Genomic DNA, 16,474 nt, shown 5'->3' on the forward strand with positions numbered 1-16,474 from the left:
CCGCCGCCGCAAGATCATAGAGCCGCACATGACCGATACCCTTTCCGCCACCGACGCTCCCGCCCATCACGACACGATCCTCATCATCGACTTCGGCTCGCAGGTCACGCAGCTCATCGCCCGCCGCGTGCGCGAGGAGGGGGTCTATTCGGAGATCGTGCCGTTCCAGAGCGCGGCGGAAGCGGTGCGCCGGCTGAAGCCGGTGGGGATCATCTTCTCCGGCGGCCCGGCCTCGGTGAAGGACGAGAACAGCCCGCGCGCGCCGCAGGAGGCGTTCGACGCCGGCGTGCCGATCTTCGCCATCTGCTACGGGCAGCAGACGGCGGCCCTGCAGCTCGGCGGCGAGGTGGAGGGCGGCCACGCCGCCGAATTCGGCCGCGCCGAAGTGACGGTGAACAAGCCGAGCGCGCTTTACGACGGCGTGTGGGAGATCGGCGGGCGCTATCCGGTGTGGATGAGCCACGGCGACCGCGTGACACGGCTGCCGGAGGGCTTCGAGGTGGTCGCCACCTCCGAGAATGCGCCCTTCGCCATCGCGGTGAACGAGAAGCGGCGCATCTACACCACCATGTTCCACCCCGAAGTGGTGCACACCCCGCACGGCGCCGCGCTGATCCGCAATTTCGTGCGCAGGATTTCCGGCGCGCGCGGCGACTGGGGCATGAAGGCCTATCGCGAGGAATCCATCCGCCGCATCCGCGAGCAGGTGGGCAGCGAAAAGGTCATCTGCGGCCTGTCGGGCGGCGTGGATTCCTCCGTCGCCGCCGTGCTGATCCACGAGGCGATCGGCGACCAGCTCACCTGCGTCTTCGTCGATCACGGCCTGCTGCGCCTCGGCGAGGCGGAGAAGGTAGTGACGCTCTTCCGCGACGCCTACAACATTCCGCTGGTCCATGTGGACGCTTCCGAGATGTTCCTCGGCGCGCTGGAAGGCGTCACCGACCCGGAAGTGAAGCGCAAGACCATCGGCAAGCTCTTCATCGACGTGTTCGAGGAGGAGGCGAGGAAGATCGGCGGCGCCGCCTTCCTCGCCCAGGGCACGCTCTATCCGGACGTCATCGAGAGCGTCAGCTTCACCGGCGGCCCGTCGGTGACGATCAAGAGCCACCACAATGTCGGCGGGCTGCCCGAGCGCATGAACATGAAGCTCGTCGAGCCGCTGCGCGAGCTCTTCAAGGACGAGGTGCGCGCGCTCGGCCGCGAGCTCGGCCTGCCGGAGATCTTCGTCGGTCGTCATCCCTTCCCCGGCCCCGGCCTGGCGATCCGCTGCCCCGGCGAGATCACCCGCGAGAAGCTCGACATCCTGCGCCTCGCGGACGAGATCTACCTCGAAGAAATCCGCCGCCACGGGCTCTATGACGAGATCTGGCAGGCCTTCGCGGTGATCCTCCCGGTGAAGACCGTGGGCGTGATGGGCGACTACCGCACCTATGACTACGTGGTCGGCCTGCGTGCCGTGACCTCGGTCGACGGCATGACGGCGGACTTCTACCCCTTCGACATGGCCTTCCTCGGCCGCGTCGCGACGCGCATCGTCAACGAGGTGAAGGGCGTCAACCGCGTGGTCTACGATGTGACAAGCAAGCCACCGGGGACCATCGAGTGGGAATGATTTTTGCCCATCCGAGCGTATCCAAAAATACGCCACGATGCGACATAAGTGACTGAAATATATAAGTAAATATCTCGGAATCTTTCGGCATCTATCGCTGGGTTAGCCTCCGGAATGACGGTATGGCTGACGGTATGGCGCATCTTGTCTCATCCGAAAATCGCATATACCGTCAGGGCTAAGAGAGCTTCTGACGGTATAGTTTTTGACGTAATGCTCTGTAAACGCAGAGAAAATACCAATCAGAAGGGCCGTTTTTGGCCTGACGGTATAATTGGGCGCTCTCCGGCATATTTTGACCAATCTGGAGGGTGTGGATGTTGACCGACGCCGCCATTAAGGCCCTGAAACCGAAAGAGAAATTATACAAGATCGTGGACCGTGACGGTATGTATGTCGTGGTCCAGCCCTCGGGCGCGATCGTCTTCCGCCTGGACTACCGACTGAACGGCCGCCGGGAGACGTTGACGCTGGGGCGCTACGGTCCCGCTGGGCTCTCCCTGGCTCGGGCGCGTGAGAAGGTGGTCGATGCTCGACGCGCCATTTCGGAGGGCCGCTCGCCGGCGCAGGAAAAGCAGCGCGAGAAGCGTCGCCTCCAGGAGGCGAAGAGCTTTGGCCAGTTCGGTGAGCGCTGGCTTCAGGAAGCGCGAATGGCGGACAGCACGCGCGCCATGCGTCGATCAATCTTCGAGCGCGACATTCTTCCGGCGTTTCGCAACCGGCTGCTGCCGGAGATCCTGCCGGAGGATCTGCGCGGGCTGTGTGCGAAGGTGAAGGAGCGTGGAGCTCCGGCAACGGCGGTCCACGTCAGGGACATCGTGAAGCTGGTCTTCGCCTTCGCCATTCTGCATGGCGAGAAGGTCGCTAACCCGGCCGACGAAGTTGGCCCGGCGTCGATCGCGACCTTCGTGCCGAAGGACCGATCCCTGTCTCCGGCGGAGATCCGCATCATGCTCAGCCAGATCGAGCATGTGGCGACGCTGCCGACGATCCGGCTCGGGATAAAGCTGATCCTGCTGTCGATGGTACGAAAGAGCGAATTGCAGGACGCGGTTTGGGATGAAGTCGATTTCGAGAACGCCGTCTGGTCGATTCCCAAGGAGCGGATGAAGCGCTCGAAAGCGCACAACGTCTATCTGTCTCAGCAGATGCTCGACATTTTCATCGCTCTCAAGACCTGCGCCGGCAATTCCAAATACGTCCTGCCGTCGCGCTACGACGCCGACGCGCCCATGTCGCGGGCGACGTTCAACCGGATCACGACGGCGGTGGTGGAGCGAGCCAAGAAGGAAGGGCTGCCGCTGGAGTCCTTTACGGTTCACGATCTCCGACGCACCGGCTCGACCCTGTTGAACGAGTTGGGCTTCAACAGCGACTGGATCGAGAAGTGTCTGGCGCATGAGGACGGGCGATCCTCACGGGGCATCTACAACAAGGCGGAATACGAGCATCAGCGCCGGCATATGATGCAGGAATGGTCCAACCTGGTGGACGCCTGGGTTGCCGGCCAAAAATACACGCCGACCCTCTATCCGCCGACGATGGACCTGCTTACGCCCGAGCCGGATGTTTGATGGGGCGGGTCTTGCGGAGCTGGACGTCCGGAATGGGCGCACGCTTCACCGCCTTGGCGCGTGAAGCTCGGCGCCGTTCGTCCAACCAGGCTTCGACCTCGGTTAGATCCCAGACCACGCAGCGGGACGTGAGATAGAAGCGCTGGGGAAATTCGCCGCGCTGTTCCATGTCATAGATCGTGGTGTCGGCGAGAGGGACCATTTCCCGGAGTTGATGCCGCCGGATGGTGCGCTTCATGGTGGGCTCGACTTGCTGCCTCATGCCAAATTCCTTCGGTCGCCTCTCTAAGCGGATAGAAGGCGATAGATGATGCTGAATGGAAGCTCGAATATTCGGGCGTAGCAGCGCGTCGTGCTGTGGCGTGCAAATCGGACAAGCCCGAGGAGCACGGCGACAGCATCTCTTCCTGGCAGTCGTCCAGCAACCGTCCCTGAATGCGGCTCCTGCTATCCTGGCGTCCTACGATACCGTCCCTTCCGCCGCGATCCGATATAGCTGATGAGGTCCGCTGCTTTGAGGATGGCGATGTCCCGGCGCGCGGTTTTCAGGCTCACCGTCCAGGCCGCCACGATCTCGTTGGCGCCGCACCGGCCGTCCGCGACTCGGTCCAGGAACCAGCGTTGTCGCTCGTTGAGTTCCGCCCGATCAGGGACATTTATAGGGTCGCGTTCAGGGACACGATCAGGGTCATTAAGTTGCGCGCCTGTTGCTGGCCTTCCGCCAGCGGCCTCGCCGGCCACATAGGCTTCCCGGGCTCTTGCGAGCGAAATGCGATCCACCGGATCTGTCAGCGGGGTTGCCGCAGGTCCTTCGATCAGGCCGAGAACGAAGGCCCTGATGACCGGCGACGAAACCACGAGACGGAGGAAATAGACCGTATCCGGCCCGTGTTGCCCTGAGAGCCAATGCTTGACGGTCCTCTCACTCGCCTCGGTCTGGCGCATGAGCTGCTTGATCGCGCGATGGCTGTCGCCATGCGCCACGATGGGATTTGGTGGTGTTCGATGAAGCGCACCATCTGACCGCCTACCGTACCGGGGGCAAGGTACGGAAAACGGAGAACTACAAGCTGGCGGAGGCGCTCAAGGATCATTCGCGCGATCTTCTCCTCCTCTCCGCCACGCCGCACCAGGGGAACCATTTTCAGTTCTGGATGCTGGCGCAGTTGCTGAATCCGACGTTGTTCCGCAGTCCCGAGGAGATGGTGGATAATCGCCACCGGCTCAACACGGTGATGTTCCGCCGCACCAAAGCTGATGCTTGCCAGCCAGATGGCTCGCCGTTGTTCGCACGGCGTTGGGTTCACACCGAATCCTTCATCATGGCGCAGGAAGAGCGGCTGTTTTACGAAAAGCTGCGCGAGTATCTGGAGGACGGCTTCGATCTCGCGCGTCGTCAGGGCAACCAAGGGCGCGCGCTGGGCTTCCTGATGGCGATCTTTCAGAAGATCGCCGCATCGAGTTTCGCGGCCGTGCGCCGAACGCTCAAGCGCCGCTTGTTGATGCTGACCCTGCATGAGGCGCTGCTGCGCGACAAGGAATTGGACATCGAGGGGCGGGAACGGCTGACTGAGGAAGCGCGCGAACTGATCCACCAGGAATTCGATTTGCCGCGCGATAGCATCGGGCGCAGCGAGGTGGATCGTGTGCTGGCCGACTTGAAATACCGGCTAGTCAAGAAGCTGGATGAAGAGGCCCTGGAGATGGCCTCCGACCCCTACGACAGCGAGTATTCGGCCTCACATGCGGAAGAAGCTGCCTCTGCGGTCGTCAATCTGCACTTGCCAGAAGAGCGCTTGCGTATCGGCGATCTGCTGGGTGCGTTTCCGCCTCAGCGCGAGACCAAAATGCAGAAGCTGCTCGATGGTTTGGGGACGCTTTGGCGGCAGAACCAGAACGAGAAGATCGTGATCTTCGCCACCTATCTCGGCACGGTGGACATGATCGCCCGCGAGATTGAGCAAACCTTCCCCGGTCAGGGCGTGGTGGTGTTGCGCGGCGGGGATCACGGGGCCAAGGTGGCGGCGGAACGTCGCTTCCGACAGAAGGACGGGCCTCGCGTGTTGGTTTGCACAGCGGCGGGCCGCGAAGGCATCAACCTGCAATTTGCGCGTATCCTGTTTAACTTCGATCTGCCGTGGAACCCGATGGATATGGAGCAGCGCATCGGGCGCATCCACCGCTACGGCCAGAGCCACACCGCGCAGGTTTATAACCTTGTTCTCTCGGACACTATCGAGGGGCGTATCTTCCTGTTGCTGGATGAGAAGTTGACCGAAATCGCCCGGACAGTGGGCAAAGTCGACGAGCAGGGCAATGTTGCGGAAGATTTGCGGGCGCAGATTCTTGGGCAGTTGTCCGAACGGTTAAATTATGACCGCCTGTACCAAGAGGCGCTGTCTGATCCTGAGCTAAAGCGCACCCAAGTAGAATTGGAGGCAGCGCTCTCTAACTCTCGTGAAGCTCGGCAGGTTGTCTTCGATCTTTTCCAAGATCTCGATGGATTCAGTTTGGATGACTACAAGCCGTTTTCGGATGTCTCGTCCAGTCTGGATCGACTAGTGCGTTTCTTCGCGGCGGCGGTCGTGGACCGCCAGCAGAAGCTGGTGAAGGTGGACGACACCACATACGATCTCGTCACTTCTGAGGGCAATCGTCGCGCGCGCTTCACCTTGAATCGTGAGGCGGCAACAAATCAGGATGAGCTGCAACTGATGGGTCTGGACCACCCGCTGGTGCAGGAGGAGTTGGGGCGTTGGCGTAGTGTGGCTCCAGAGGAAATCGGCATTGCCGTGTCCGGTGATGTTGAAGGGCCGGTGCTGCTATCTCTGTGGATGGTGGAGACGTCCGCTGGCAACGGTGAGCGTCGCGTGGTGGTGCAGCCCATTGCCGTCAACCAGGACGGCGTGCGCATCCCAGCGGTTGAGCGGGCGTGCGAGAAATATCTACATGCGCCGGCGGCCCCACCAACTTTCCAACCGGAGCAGCGAGCGGATTTTTTCGCGCAAGCCGTCGAGCCGACTTTGCAGCGTGAACTGAAACACAAGGGGGCTGCAAACGGCGACGGCAGCTATTCGGCCGAGTTAATAGGATACGTTGAGATCGCGAGTGGCGTGTAAAAATTAATATATCAAGAAGTGTGAAGCTGCTTGGCTTCATAATCGTACAATCGACGTGATCCAATTTGCGGCTCGAAAACTGGAGAAGGGTGTCTCCATTATGATCGAGTTGCGTCATATCCGATATTTTGTCGCCGCCTCAGAACAAGGTAGCCTTCGCAAGGCCGCGATGCTTCTGAATATTGAGGAGTCCGCGGTAAGTCGGCGCATCCGCGATCTTGAGGATCGGCTCGGCGCTTCCCTGTTTCACCGCCATTCTGGCGGGGTTTCTCTTACGGTGGCGGGGCAGCGTTTCATTCGGCGCGCCCGCATCGCTCTTCAACAGATCGAAGATGGCATCAGCGACGTCGCCGCGATCGGCCGATCCGAGGACGGCATCGTCAAGATCGGCATCTTCTCATCGCTGGCGTCGGGCTTCATGTTCGAATTGCTGAAGACGTTCGCTGAAAGATACCCGCAGGTGGCGGTCGAGCTGATCGAGGGCAACCCAGAGGTCCATGTGGCCGCTATCCGGCAGCTCCAGCTCGATGTGGCGCTCATCACCGGTACAGGCGATTGGCCCGGCTGCGAAACCGAACAGCTTTGGTCGGAAGGTGTCTTCGCCGTCCTGCCGACAGAACACCGCTTTACGGAGAAGCAGACGCTTCGCTGGCACGATCTCTCCGGCGAAAGATTCATCGTCAGCGATGCGGCGCCGGGGCCGGAGATCCGCGACTATCTGATTCAGCGCCTGGCCGATCTTGGCCGCCATCCGAATATCCACCCCCAATATGTCGGGAGGGACGTCCTGTTGTCGATGGTGGCCATAGGGCGCGGACTTACGGTGGTCAGCGAGGCCGCGACAGGTGCGCGGTTTCCCGGCATCGCCTATCGCCCGATCGTCGATGAAGTCCTGCCGTTCAGCGCGATATGGTCGCGTAAGAACGACAATCCGGCGTGCCGCAGGTTTCTGAGCCTCGCCCGGATGCTGGCGCGCACCTATCGGCCGGCCATCAGGCAGGCGGGCGCGGCGATGAGCCCGCCTGCTTTGCCTTCGCGAAGCCTCGATCTGTCGCCATGAATCGCTCCAGCATGGGAACGATCAGGCGCACCGGATCGGTCGCCGGCTGACCCGACTCGCGGCCGAGAATCTCCGCGTAGGCGGTGAGATCGCGGTGAAGACTGGCGGGCAGTTCCAGCGAGATCTTGACCGGCTTGTCGTCGGCGATCGGGCCGAGTTTCAGCTTCGCCATGTCAGCCTCCGTAGGGTTCGAGCACGAGATCGCGCGTGACGATGACGCGGACGGGGAAGCCCGGACGGATGGTGAGCGTTGGTGCGATGTTGAGCTGGCGTTGCACGATCTGCTGACCGGTCTGGTTGACGCTGTTGGACGCACCATTGCGCAACGCGCGGGCGATGTCGCTTTCCTGTCCTGATGAGCCGGCCTCGGCGCCGACGCTGAGCAGCGTCGAGAGCACCGCGGCCTTGAACAACTCGCCCCAATGGTAATCGACGCCATCCTCTAGCCCGGCATAGCCTTCGGCGTCCGCGCCAGGCTGGCGCTCGAGGGTGATCGAGCGGCCGTTCGGAAAGGTCATCCGGTTCCAGACGAGCAGCACACGCCGCTGGCCGAAGCCGACGCCGCTATCATATTGCCCGATGACGCGGGTGCCTTGGGGCACGAGCAGAATCTTGCCCGTGGGGCTGTCATAGACGTTTTCCGTCACCTGCGCGGTGATCTGTCCAGGAAGATCGGAGCGGATGCCGGTGATGAGCGCGGCGGAAATCACCGCTCCGGCCTGAAGGACATTGCCCGAGGCGGGCGCTACGACCCGATCGGGCGAGACGGTGCGCTTGTCGGGCGTCTGGTTGAGGAAGGCGAGCTGCCGATCCTGCGCCGACGGTGTGGCTGGCTGCGGTGCGAGACCGAGGCTGGCGAGATCGGTTGCGGGGGCAGCCGTCGCGGAGGGCTGTGCGGCCGTCGCGGTATTGGCAGGCCGCGTCTCCGTGGACGCGAACAGGCGCGCGGTGCGAGCCGCCTCCAGTTCCTGCGTCCGACGTTGCTCCTCCGGGCTGGGGCCGGCTGGCGCGGGAGCAGTACCTCCCGGTGTCGAAACGGATGGCCCGCCGTTCTGTGCGTTGAGGATAGGGCGGCCGAGATCTCCGGGGAGCGGTGGGCCGAGTTTGGGCACGCCGGTATAGTCCTTCGGCAGACCCGCCAGTCCGTCAGGCGTCGAGCGGTTGTCGGTGGAATAGAGTTCCTGCCCCTGATTGCCGCCGTTCCGGGTCTGGAGCGCATAGACCAGTGCGCCACCGACGCCCAGGCTCGCTGCCAGGCCGAGGCCCGCCAGCACCTTGCGTGACAGGCGGGTGACGCGCGGCGGTTCGGGGCGCAGCCGCATCGGCGCGACCGGCTCACCCGTAAGCGGCTGGCCGTCATTCTCGTCGACCGCCTCTGGCTGCGGCGCCTCATCGGGCTTCCGATCGGCCTCGTTCTCCGGATCGCGTTCGTCGCTCACGATGCCGGCCTCCCATCGGTGCGGACGACGCGGACCCGCTTCTGATTTTTGCCCGCACCGAAGCGCAGTTCGGCGGCGGCGAACAGCCGGTCCACGATCATGTAGTTGCCGCGCACCCGATAGTTCACCAGTTCGGAGGTGTCGCCTTCCGGACCGACCACGAACAGCGGCGGCATCTCGCCCTGGCCGATGCCGCGCGGAAACTCGATGAAGACCTGTCGGCCATCGTCGAAGGCGCGCAGCGGTCGCCACGGCGCACGATCGCCTGTCACATCGTAGCGGAAGTTCACGCGCGCGAGGTCGATGCCATCGGAGACGGGCTGCGCAGCCTCGGCCTGACTGTTCTGGCGGCGCAGCGCGATGAGCTGATCTTGCGGATATTGCCAGGAAACAGACGCCATATAGGTCGAAGGCGTCGAGCGCAGTTCCATATGGTAGGTGCGGCGGTCGGTGTTGATGACGAGGTTGGTCAGCAACTCGGCCCGCGTTGGCTTCACAAGAATATGGATCTGCTTGCCGGCGCCGGCGCCGCTCTCGGTGTCACCGATGATCCAGCGCACGGTGTCGCCGGCGGCGACGGGGCCGGAACCGACGAGCTGCTCGCCGGGCTGGAGGGCGATGTCGGTGATCTGTCCCGGTGAGGCGTAGACCTGATAGAGCGCGCCATCGACGAAGGGATAGACCTGCATCGAGTTGATGAAGCCATTGCGGACGGGCTGGACACGCGCGGCGGCGTTGGCCTGGTTGACGCGGACCGTCGGGTCGGCGGCTTCCGGTTCGGGTTTGCCGTCCCTGCCAACCGGCTTCAACTGGCCGGGAAGTGGCAATGGCTTCGGCAGTTCCACGACCTGCACGGGTTTGGGCGGATCGGCGGCCTGCACGGCCGGCGCCGCATTGTCGTAGGAGATCTCCGGCGGCGGTGTATGCGTGGCGCACCCGGCGAGCGCCGATGCGCCGAGCAGCAGAAGCGGCATTCCGGCCTTACGGAAAACCGGAATGGCGTGGATGAGGAAAGCCGGACGCCCTGCACTCCAGGGGGCGGCTTTTCGGAGTGCTGGCGTCATTGTCCGAGCTCCTTCGACCAGTTGATGGCGTTGACGTAGATGCCGAGCGGGTTCTTTCTCAGCGTGTCGGCGTCGCGCGGCGGCTGAACGGTGACGGTGAGGATGGCGGACCAGCGTTCGGTGGAGGCGAGAGCACCGTCCTGATAGCGGCGCTCGATCCAGGCGATGCGGAAGCTCGACGGCGAGGCGCGAATGACCGACGAGACCTCCACCGCGACCTGCTGTTTGCCAACCTTGGCGAAGGGATCGTTGGCGCGGGCATAGTCGCTCAGCGCCAGAGCCCCGGCCTGGGTGGTGAAGTCGTAAGCGCGCAGCCAGTTCTGCCGCACGATGATCGCATCGGCCGGGATCGAGCGGACCTGCTCGATGAAGCGCGCGAGGTAGAAGGCGATCTGCGGGTCGTTCGGCTGATAGTCGGCGGTCGCCGGCGCGACGGCTTGGGCCTGGCCGAGCCGATCGACCTGCACCACCCAGGGCACGATCGAGCCATTGGTGGATTGCCAGACCAGCGCGGCGGAAAGGCCCATGGATAGAGCCAGCGAGCCGAATGCCATGAAGCGCCAGTTGCGGGCTTGCACGCGGGCGGAGCCGATGCGGTCGTCCCAAACCTGCGCGGCGCGTTGATAGGGCGTCTCGGGCTGTGGAGATTTGCCGTAGTGGGTGGCTGGTCGTTTGAACATGGTCAGTCGCTTCCGGAAAGGTTGACGGAGGAGCCGCCGCCGTGGCTGTCGCCGCTGCGAACGGCGTGAGCGGCGGCCTGAACGCCGTGCGTGAGTTGCTGTGAGCGCTTCATGCGCTTCGCCCAGGCCGGTGGACCGTCGGTGGCGGATGATGCCGGTGAGGCGGCTCCAGCGGCGGTTTCGCTCGCCGTTGCGCCGGATGCGCCAGTGGCGATCTCTGTCGCGGCCTGGCTGCCGGTCCGGTAGCTCTGCTTCAGGCTATCGGCAGCACGACCAGCGGCGCGCTTCAGCGGCGAGACGGCTGCCTTCGCGCCCGTGCTGGCGACATTGCCGAGACCAGAGGCGACGGCAGACGCGCCTGATTGCCCGGCCGCGCCAAGGCTGTAGGCGCTGGTCGCACCGCCTGCGAGTGTCGCCCCGCCACGGGCGGCGGCGGCCGCGCCGCCAGCAAGGGCGGCGCCACCGGAGACGACGGCGCCAGCGGTCGCTGCGCCGGCCGCGACCATGCCGCCGGCGGCAAGGCCAGTTCCGATGGCGGCGCCCGCACCGAGTTGCGGGCCAGCGAACTCGCCAGGGAGCGCTCGAAACAGGTCGAGCTGTCCGCGCTCCGATCGGGATTGTTGCCGCACCGCCACTCGGGGTTTCGCCAGCGATCAGCGTGCGTATCGGCCGGCATGGGCCGGAGGCGCCGGCGTGTGACGCTTGGCGGGGAGGATCGAGCCGCGAGGATCGGAGGTCGAGGTGACGGCGCCGCGTGCGGCCCAGGCTTCGAGATCGTCGACGGCATAGACGACACGGCCACCGAGCTTCCGATAGGCCGGACCGGTGCCGTAAGTCCGGTGCTTTTCGAGAGTGCGGGCGGAAAGACTGAGAAACTCGGCAGCCTCCTTGGTGCGTAGGAAGCGCGGCGGGAGAACGGCGAGATCGGGTCGCATGCGAGGGCCTCCGTGGGGTTCGTGAGGGCCGCTGGAGATCAGCGGCGAACGAAGGCCACGATGGCGAAGGGGGACCGGCGAAATGCAGGGTGAAATCAGGGGGGCCTAAAATCGCCCACCAGGCATTGTGTGGGTGCGATCAGCTCTGTCTGCGATGGCGCAGCAGCGCGCGATAGCCGCCGGCGATCATGGCGCGAGCGTCTCGGAGCAGCGATTTGACGGAATGGCGGGCCGAGGACTCCTGCCATTCATGGCGATCGAGCGGGTTGGTATGGAACACGACCTGCGCGATCTCTTGCTGCGTTGCTCCGTCGCGATGGCCGTCGAAGCATTGCAGCATCCTGCGTGATCGCATGCGCTGTTGCGCCGTCAGCCGCGTGTCGGGAGGGATGGCCCTACCGTGAAGGGACGCGAGCAGGCGACTGACGGCTTCGAGCCGGTCGAACCCCTCACTGTTGAGGGGGATTATAGCGGCGAGCGGTTTGCCAATCGGCGCGGTCGTCCCACGGTCGATCTGGACACGCTGGCCATTGCCGAGATCGTAGAGAAGGACGTCTTCGTCATCATCACCGATGCGGGAGGCGGCATTGAGCGTTGATTGCAGGTCAGCGTCGGGGGAGAGCCCTGAAGGAGCCGGCCCCAGAAAGATGGCGCTCGTATCTTCCGCGGGCATCCAGATGATGCAGGCTTTGGGAGGTGGTTCCAGAGGGCTTACCGGGAAATCGCAACCTCCATCGCTGCCGGATCTTTTCAGTCAGCGCGTGGGGATCTGCCTTTCGGTCACTCAGTTCCTGGAAATCCTCGCCATAAGCATCATTGCGGCGGAGCCACTCCCAGGCGAGATCGGAGGCGCTCAAATCGTCGACATGCTCATAGGCCGTGGACGAGCGCCAGCCGGATGCGTCGGGTGCCATAGCGATCCTCCCTTGGCATTTTGAGCTTATTGGGGAGGAGAGGATTCCTGACGGAGCTGCACTGCGGAAGCTGGGCGGTCGGCAATGGGCGATGCCCGAGCGGCATCACGGCGATCAGTGTGTCGAGGGGATCAATTCGCGATAGCCGTGTTCCGTCATCCAGCGTGCCCGCGCGAGATGCGTGTCGTGGACATGGCGGCTGCGCAGCGGATCGCGAGCGGGGTCGAGGCCGAAAAGGATCTGGACGGCCTCTCGCCAGTCGGCGCCATCGCGCGCCGAGTCCAGCAAACGCAGATAGAGGGCCATATGCTCGCGGTCATAGGCCGTGAGCGTCTGGCTGACGGGCGGCTCGTCGAGGAATGGCGGCGTCGGTTGATCCATAGGGCGACTATAATCGCTCGACGGACTTTCGTTAACACGGTCGCTGGAAATTCCGACGACAGGACCACGGACGGCGCCGACTTGAGATCGGCAGGCTGCTAGCGTTTTGCTGGTAGATGCTTCCGATCGTGGAGCAGCAAGACACCTTCGCCCTTGTCGGTCGAGAGCAGGACAATACCGGCTGCTTCGAGCGCCCTGCGAACGAGATCGCGCGTCGACTCATACACCTCGAGGCCGTTTTCGGATTCGAGGCGCTTGAGTGCGGTCAGCGATGTGCGGGCCTGGTCAGCGAGCGTCTCCTGTGTCCATCCCAGCAACGCGCGTGCGGCCCGTGATTGTCGGGCGGTGATCATGCATGACCACCTCCCACCGCCCAATAAGCCGTTGCCAGAACTACGACTATTTTAGTCGTTCTCGGTGCCCGAGAGAGGGGTGATGGCTGGTCGTCCGTCCGTTCCGATTTAGCGGCGTACCCGATTCGCTCGCAAGCAGAGGAAAGGCCCCGGCCTGTCCGGCCGGGGCCTTGCTCGGTGGTTCAGTCCCCGCGGCGGGTCGGGCGGGACCAGATCAGCGAGTAGCCATCGCCGTCCTCGTCGTCGAAGAGGTTGGCGTAGATGGGGGCGTTGAAGCTCGGATCGTCGAGCTTGAGGCCGAGATATTCGCGGCCCTCGTTGGAGCGTTTGGACCAGGCGGCGCCGATCTCGACGCGGCCGACCAGAACCCGGTGGCTGGGGGCGTTTTCGCCGGTGGCGCGCTGGTCGGGGACGATGCGCACGCCCTTGGCCTGGACGCTGAGGGTGACGATTTCGCCGCTGAACTCGTTCGAGGCGGTCTTCTTGAAGGTGCCGATGGTCGCCATTTTCAAATCTCCGTTTCCGTGTTCGAGCCCGCACCATTGCGGCCTCGATGGCGATCGACAGGCCGGAGGCGATCGACGGCGCACCCCGAAGGGGCCTGACAGCTAAGGAGGGCTTTCTTGTCCCGCGAGGAATGACGGCGCAGCCGGCAGGGGAAGAAAGTTTGACGCGGCTGTTGCGTCATAGGCGATCAAGGCGAAGCCGGCCTTCGGCCAGATCAAGCCATTGATGAGGCCGTTTGGAGCGGTCTGGAGACGCGAAGAAGCGGAGATGATGGCGGCCCTGTCGAGACCAGCGCCAAGACCTCCTCGATGCTCACCGGCGCATCCTCCCCTCTTGTCGGCGGGCCTTGCGTCTGTCGTGTTCACCCGACCTGCCACGGGCGGAAACCTCCGCCGCTTCGTGTCGATCGGTTGCGTCGAGATCGGCGCTCGATCCGGGTGGTCCTGAGGGGGTGCACGCTGCGGTCCTCTGCGTGATCCGGGCTCCGTCGCCCACATCGCCACCCCATGAAACGACGTGGACGCAGTGCGGTGTCGTTGTTCCGGTCTCGTTGGTGTCCGTTGCGAGACGATCAGGCTTGAGCGGGGTGCTGGCCGGTCGGGCCGGTGGCCGCCATCGCCGTGACGCGCGCAAACGCGGTGATGCCGACTGCAATCGCGCCGATGACAGAGAAAACCAACTGCCACGTCTCCGACGGCATGGTGTGTTTCACGATGCCATGCGTCGCGTGGTAGCCCGCGATGGCCGCGGGCGCGACGAAGGCGAGCGCGATCAGCATCCGCGCCCAGAGCGGGCGGACGATCCCGAGCAGAACCTGACCGATGCCGAGCGTCAGCCCGGCTGCGACCACGCCGACAAGGATTGCGCCAAGCCAGCCTGCGCCGGTGTCATAGGCCCAGGCGCCTGCGGTGATCCCTGCGAAGAATGGCAGCGCGAAGACGGCGAGCGTGAACAGCAGCCAGCAGAAGAAGCCGATTGCCGCGATGGAAAGGAGAATGCCGAGAAAGATCATGGTGGTGCCTCCGAGAGAAAAATTCTGACGGGCGCGCCTTCCACCACCACCACGGCGCGTTGGGGAACATAGCAAAAGATGGACGGCAACGGGAGCTGAAACGGATGAGGTTCCAGCTCCGCAGGCGATGACCTTCGCCCCGTCATGGGATGAAAGGGTCGATTTCGCGGACGATCTGGGAGGCGTCGCCGTCATATTCACTGGCGGGTGTGACCGACAGCGTGCCGTCGCCGGCGCGGAAGATGACGATGACGGTCATCAAGGTGGTGGCGAGGCTGAGCGCGAAGGCGTGGGCGGCGTTGAAGGACATCGATCCAGCTCCTGTCTCGAGCGGAGATCCATTCCCCGCTGACAGGCGCCCGATGTGTTCGGCCGAGGGCCGCAATCACCGCGACAGGCGCAGCCGAAGCGGCGGCACGCGCATGCGTAGTCCGACCCTTTACGGGTTGATGGCGTCAGGCCCTCGGCCGGACCAAGGATCAGCGCATTTGAAGCGGGGTGGAGATCCGCGACAGGAGCGGTCGTCGTCCAGGGGCGCTCATGCCGGTTTGCCTCGCAGCCACATCCGCACGTCGATGGAAATGTGGACGGCGCTCACGCGCCGCCCGTGCCGAACCGATAGACCGGGATGCCGAGCTTCCTGGCCTTGTCGGTGAGGTTGTCCTGGATGCCCGTGCCGGGGAAAATAAGGACGCCGATCGGCATCACCGCCAGCATGGCGTCGTTGCGCTTGAACGGGGCGGCCTTGGCATGCTTCGTCCAGTCGGGCTTGAAGGCGACCTGCGGCACCTTGCGCGTTTCCGCCCATTTGGCGGCGATCTTTTCGGCCCCTTTCGGGGAACCGCCGTGCATCAGCACCATGTCGGGGTGCTTGGCGTGAACCTGGTCGAGCTTGGCCCAGATCAGCTTGTGGTCGGCGGTGTCACCGCCGGAGAAGGCGATCTTCGGGCCAGCGGGCACGAGCACCTCGGTTTCCGCGCGGCGCTTGGCGGCGATGAAGTCGCGGCTGTCGATCATCGCGGCGGTCAGGTGGCGATGGTTGACCCGCGATCCTGTGCGCTGGGACCAGGGTGAGCCAGTGGCGCGGTGGTAGTGTTCGGCGGCGCCGTCGCGGAAGACTTCCAAGCTGTCGCGTCGTTCGATCAGCGATTGCCCAAGGTCGATCAGGCGTTCGAGCTGGACGGATTTGACTTCTGAGCCATCCTGTTCACGCTGGAGCCGCTTCTGCGCCTGCTCGTTGTCATCGAGCTTCCGGTCGGCCCGCTCGACGGCGCGGTGGAACATGTTGACGGTCGACCAGAGGAGATCGTCGAGGTCGGGATCGAGGCTGGTATCGGCCACGGTGGAGATCAGGGCGTCGAAGATGTCGGCAACGGCGCCTTCGATGATGCGGTCCTCCGGGACGGGTCGGGGATCGGCTTCCTCTTCCGAAGGTCGGTATCCGTAGAGCTGAAGCTCCTGCACGATATGGTCGGTCGGCGATGATGCGTGTTCGGGTTCGTAGTCGTCATGCCCGCTCATGGGATGCTCCGTCGGTTGGACCGCGACCGTCGCGGCCTTCATGGCGACGAAGCCGTCGGGCGGGACGGACCTGCACCCGGAGCGAAGCGTAGGGCCGAAGCGCAGCGGAGGATGGCGAAGGCCGGCGATTTTGCCTCGCGATGGAAAGCGGCCCGAAGGGCAGCGCCGGAAAATCGTCGGCCGCAGCCGTTGCCGGTCCGGCCCGGCTGACGGCCGATCGCCCTCTCGAAGGCCGAGGCGCGGTCCTCTCCGAAGGCTGAACGCATCCGGGCGAGCATGATGATTGCTGCCTCGACACTCCTT

At 64.1% G+C, this 16,474-nt stretch carries 19 protein-coding genes and 1 pseudogene; 4 read left to right on the plus strand and 16 right to left on the minus strand.

Going from position 1 to position 16,474, the window contains the following annotated elements:
- Positions 1-28 precede the first annotated feature (28 nt).
- Positions 29-1,612, plus strand: coding sequence for a glutamine-hydrolyzing GMP synthase (guaA, locus tag FO470_RS08760; RefSeq protein ID WP_144342554.1), 1,584 nt, complete (start codon positions 29-31; stop codon positions 1,610-1,612).
- Between the two features lie 317 nt (positions 1,613-1,929).
- The gene (locus FO470_RS08765) at positions 1,930-3,186 is read left to right on the plus strand and encodes a tyrosine-type recombinase/integrase (RefSeq protein ID WP_128779096.1); all 1,257 of its coding nucleotides are present in this window, start codon (positions 1,930-1,932) and stop codon (positions 3,184-3,186) included.
- Here FO470_RS08765 and FO470_RS08770 read toward each other — a convergent pair.
- Together FO470_RS08770 and FO470_RS08775 are read right to left on the minus strand one after the other, a co-directional pair.
- The gene (locus FO470_RS08770) at positions 3,164-3,424 is read right to left on the minus strand and encodes a helix-turn-helix transcriptional regulator (protein ID WP_144342555.1); all 261 of its coding nucleotides are present in this window, start codon (positions 3,422-3,424) and stop codon (positions 3,164-3,166) included. The two genes, FO470_RS08765 and FO470_RS08770, sit on opposite strands and share 23 nt — an antisense overlap.
- Positions 3,425-3,633: 209 nt before the next feature.
- A complete protein-coding gene (locus tag FO470_RS08775) occupies positions 3,634-4,170 on the minus strand; it encodes a Fic family protein (protein WP_246659525.1) in 537 nt (178 codons plus the stop codon).
- Between the two features lie 14 nt (positions 4,171-4,184).
- Between FO470_RS08775 and FO470_RS08780 the strand changes: the two genes are divergently transcribed.
- Positions 4,185-6,305, plus strand: a complete 2,121-nt coding sequence (locus tag FO470_RS08780) for a helicase-related protein (protein WP_246659526.1) — start codon at positions 4,185-4,187, stop codon at positions 6,303-6,305.
- A 100-nt stretch (positions 6,306-6,405) separates the two neighbouring features.
- The gene (locus FO470_RS08785; RefSeq protein WP_144342556.1) at positions 6,406-7,365 is read left to right on the plus strand and encodes a LysR family transcriptional regulator; all 960 of its coding nucleotides are present in this window, start codon (positions 6,406-6,408) and stop codon (positions 7,363-7,365) included.
- Here the strand turns inward: FO470_RS08785 and FO470_RS08790 are convergent.
- The 14 genes and pseudogenes from FO470_RS08790 to FO470_RS08855 form a co-directional block, all read right to left on the minus strand.
- Entirely contained in the window at positions 7,298-7,537 is a 240-nt protein-coding gene (locus tag FO470_RS08790) for a DUF2274 domain-containing protein (RefSeq protein ID WP_144342557.1), read from the minus strand. The genes FO470_RS08785 and FO470_RS08790 overlap by 68 nt on opposite strands.
- Position 7,538: 1 nt before the next feature.
- The gene (locus FO470_RS08795; protein WP_144342558.1) at positions 7,539-8,804 is read right to left on the minus strand and encodes a TraB/TrbI/VirB10 family type IV secretion system protein; all 1,266 of its coding nucleotides are present in this window, start codon (positions 8,802-8,804) and stop codon (positions 7,539-7,541) included.
- A complete protein-coding gene (gene trbG / locus FO470_RS08800; protein WP_144342559.1) occupies positions 8,801-9,868 on the minus strand; it encodes a P-type conjugative transfer protein TrbG in 1,068 nt (355 codons plus the stop codon). The genes FO470_RS08795 and trbG overlap by 4 nt, the downstream gene beginning before the upstream one ends.
- On the minus strand, positions 9,865-10,548 hold the full coding sequence (gene trbF / locus FO470_RS08805) for a conjugal transfer protein TrbF (protein ID WP_144342560.1): 684 nt from the start codon (positions 10,546-10,548) through the stop codon (positions 9,865-9,867). The genes trbG and trbF overlap by 4 nt, the downstream gene beginning before the upstream one ends.
- A gap of 2 nt (positions 10,549-10,550) precedes the next feature.
- A pseudogene (locus FO470_RS08810) lies at positions 10,551-11,108 on the minus strand (TrbL/VirB6 family protein); the annotation flags it as partial.
- 93 nt (positions 11,109-11,201) lie between these two features.
- Entirely contained in the window at positions 11,202-11,483 is a 282-nt protein-coding gene (locus tag FO470_RS08815; RefSeq protein ID WP_012454948.1) for a helix-turn-helix transcriptional regulator, read from the minus strand.
- Positions 11,484-11,622: 139 nt separating this feature from the next.
- On the minus strand, positions 11,623-12,156 hold the full coding sequence (locus tag FO470_RS08820; RefSeq protein WP_144342561.1) for a DUF2285 domain-containing protein: 534 nt from the start codon (positions 12,154-12,156) through the stop codon (positions 11,623-11,625).
- Complete coding sequence (locus FO470_RS19670; protein ID WP_144342562.1) at positions 12,089-12,397, minus strand: transcriptional regulator domain-containing protein; 309 nt, start codon at positions 12,395-12,397, stop codon at positions 12,089-12,091. Before FO470_RS19670 ends, FO470_RS08820 begins: the two co-directional genes overlap by 68 nt.
- A gap of 114 nt (positions 12,398-12,511) precedes the next feature.
- Positions 12,512-12,778, minus strand: coding sequence for a DNA -binding domain-containing protein (locus FO470_RS08830; RefSeq protein WP_012454945.1), 267 nt, complete (start codon positions 12,776-12,778; stop codon positions 12,512-12,514).
- Between the two features lie 98 nt (positions 12,779-12,876).
- On the minus strand, positions 12,877-13,131 hold the full coding sequence (locus FO470_RS08835; protein WP_012454944.1) for a helix-turn-helix domain-containing protein: 255 nt from the start codon (positions 13,129-13,131) through the stop codon (positions 12,877-12,879).
- Between the two features lie 182 nt (positions 13,132-13,313).
- Positions 13,314-13,637: a DUF736 domain-containing protein gene (locus FO470_RS08840; protein WP_144342563.1), complete on the minus strand. Its 324-nt coding sequence runs from the start codon at positions 13,635-13,637 to the stop codon at positions 13,314-13,316.
- 572 nt (positions 13,638-14,209) lie between these two features.
- Positions 14,210-14,650 (minus strand): hypothetical protein, encoded by a 441-nt coding sequence (locus FO470_RS08850; protein ID WP_144342565.1) that lies wholly within the window; start codon positions 14,648-14,650, stop codon positions 14,210-14,212.
- A gap of 142 nt (positions 14,651-14,792) precedes the next feature.
- A complete protein-coding gene (locus FO470_RS19505) occupies positions 14,793-14,960 on the minus strand; it encodes a hypothetical protein (protein ID WP_012454941.1) in 168 nt (55 codons plus the stop codon).
- Between the two features lie 284 nt (positions 14,961-15,244).
- Entirely contained in the window at positions 15,245-16,171 is a 927-nt protein-coding gene (locus tag FO470_RS08855) for a DUF2493 domain-containing protein (RefSeq protein ID WP_144342831.1), read from the minus strand.
- Between the last annotated feature and the right edge of the window lie 303 nt (positions 16,172-16,474).

The organism is Ancylobacter moscoviensis (assembly GCF_007559435.1).
Taxonomy (GTDB): Bacteria; Pseudomonadota; Alphaproteobacteria; order Rhizobiales; family Xanthobacteraceae; genus Ancylobacter; species Ancylobacter moscoviensis.

Excerpts from the sequence above, each read along its gene's own strand:
- guaA (WP_144342554.1), top strand. The coding sequence starts at position 29 with ATGACCGATACCCTTTCCGCCACCGACGCTCCCGCCCATCACGACACG.
- FO470_RS08765 (WP_128779096.1), top strand. The coding sequence starts at position 1,930 with ATGTTGACCGACGCCGCCATTAAGGCCCTGAAACCGAAAGAGAAATTA.
- FO470_RS08770 (WP_144342555.1), bottom strand. The coding sequence starts at position 3,424 with ATGAAGCGCACCATCCGGCGGCATCAACTCCGGGAAATGGTCCCTCTC.
- FO470_RS08785 (WP_144342556.1), top strand. The coding sequence starts at position 6,406 with ATGATCGAGTTGCGTCATATCCGATATTTTGTCGCCGCCTCAGAACAA.
- FO470_RS08790 (WP_144342557.1), bottom strand. The coding sequence starts at position 7,537 with ATGGCGAAGCTGAAACTCGGCCCGATCGCCGACGACAAGCCGGTCAAG.
- trbG (WP_144342559.1), bottom strand. The coding sequence starts at position 9,868 with ATGACGCCAGCACTCCGAAAAGCCGCCCCCTGGAGTGCAGGGCGTCCG.
- trbF (WP_144342560.1), bottom strand. The coding sequence starts at position 10,548 with ATGTTCAAACGACCAGCCACCCACTACGGCAAATCTCCACAGCCCGAG.
- FO470_RS08815 (WP_012454948.1), bottom strand. The coding sequence starts at position 11,483 with ATGCGACCCGATCTCGCCGTTCTCCCGCCGCGCTTCCTACGCACCAAG.
- FO470_RS08820 (WP_144342561.1), bottom strand. The coding sequence starts at position 12,156 with ATGCCCGCGGAAGATACGAGCGCCATCTTTCTGGGGCCGGCTCCTTCA.
- FO470_RS19670 (WP_144342562.1), bottom strand. The coding sequence starts at position 12,397 with ATGGCACCCGACGCATCCGGCTGGCGCTCGTCCACGGCCTATGAGCAT.
- FO470_RS08830 (WP_012454945.1), bottom strand. The coding sequence starts at position 12,778 with ATGGATCAACCGACGCCGCCATTCCTCGACGAGCCGCCCGTCAGCCAG.
- FO470_RS08835 (WP_012454944.1), bottom strand. The coding sequence starts at position 13,131 with ATGATCACCGCCCGACAATCACGGGCCGCACGCGCGTTGCTGGGATGG.
- FO470_RS08840 (WP_144342563.1), bottom strand. The coding sequence starts at position 13,637 with ATGGCGACCATCGGCACCTTCAAGAAGACCGCCTCGAACGAGTTCAGC.
- FO470_RS08850 (WP_144342565.1), bottom strand. The coding sequence starts at position 14,650 with ATGATCTTTCTCGGCATTCTCCTTTCCATCGCGGCAATCGGCTTCTTC.
- FO470_RS19505 (WP_012454941.1), bottom strand. The coding sequence starts at position 14,960 with ATGTCCTTCAACGCCGCCCACGCCTTCGCGCTCAGCCTCGCCACCACC.
- FO470_RS08855 (WP_144342831.1), bottom strand. The coding sequence starts at position 16,171 with ATGAGCGGGCATGACGACTACGAACCCGAACACGCATCATCGCCGACC.